This window comes from Treponema sp. JC4 (assembly GCF_000260795.1).
Taxonomy (GTDB): Bacteria; Spirochaetota; Spirochaetia; order Treponematales; family Treponemataceae; genus Treponema_D.
Genome location: NZ_AJGU01000129.1, coordinates 1 through 622, shown reverse-complemented (window position 1 = coordinate 622; position 622 = coordinate 1). Strand labels below are relative to the sequence as shown.

2 protein-coding genes are annotated in these 622 nt (G+C 32.2%); both read left to right on the top strand.

The window, feature by feature from the left end; all coding sequences use genetic code 11:
• Window positions 1-369, top strand: a 369-nt coding sequence (locus MSI_RS13605) for a DNA cytosine methyltransferase (protein ID WP_039925186.1), incomplete at its 5' end; no start/stop codon positions are given.
• A gap of 2 nt (window positions 370-371) precedes the next feature.
• Window positions 372-622, top strand: a 251-nt coding sequence (locus MSI_RS13600; protein WP_039925184.1) for a hypothetical protein, incomplete at its 3' end; no start/stop codon positions are given.

Below are 622 nucleotides of genomic sequence, written 5' to 3'. Positions count from 1 at the left end.
TTTATTGAAACAAATGCAACTGCTCCTTCGATTTCAAAACATTTGCAAGAATCATATATTTTTAAGAAGGATGATGGACACCCTGAAATTGTTGATGAAAACTCTGATTTCCCTGTAAAAACTCTTTGTGCTTCTTATCATAAGATACAAAGAATAACTGGTACTTTTGTACGTGGTGGCGATACTGGCCTTAGATTATTAACTGCAAATGAATGTAAGGCAATTCAAGGATTCCCATTAGATTTTAAGGTTCCTGTTTCTAGAACACAAATGTATCATCAGTTTGGAAATTCGGTTGCAGTTCCAGTAATACAAGCTGTTGCACAAGAAATAATTAATACAATACCCAGAGAATTTCTAGGAGCATAAACATGGCAAAAGAAGAAACCTTTTATATTGATTTTACACCAGATCCAAAAGTTTTAATTGCACTTACACACACTCCAATGAAACCTTTAGATGCATTATGTGAATTAATTGATAATTCAATCGATTCTTTTAAAAATGCTGTCTTGCAAGGTATTGTAATTAACTCTCCTAGTATTTGGATTGACTTACCAAAAAAACGAGATATTGATAACAATATTGGTATTTTAAGAATACGTGACAATGGAACTGGAAT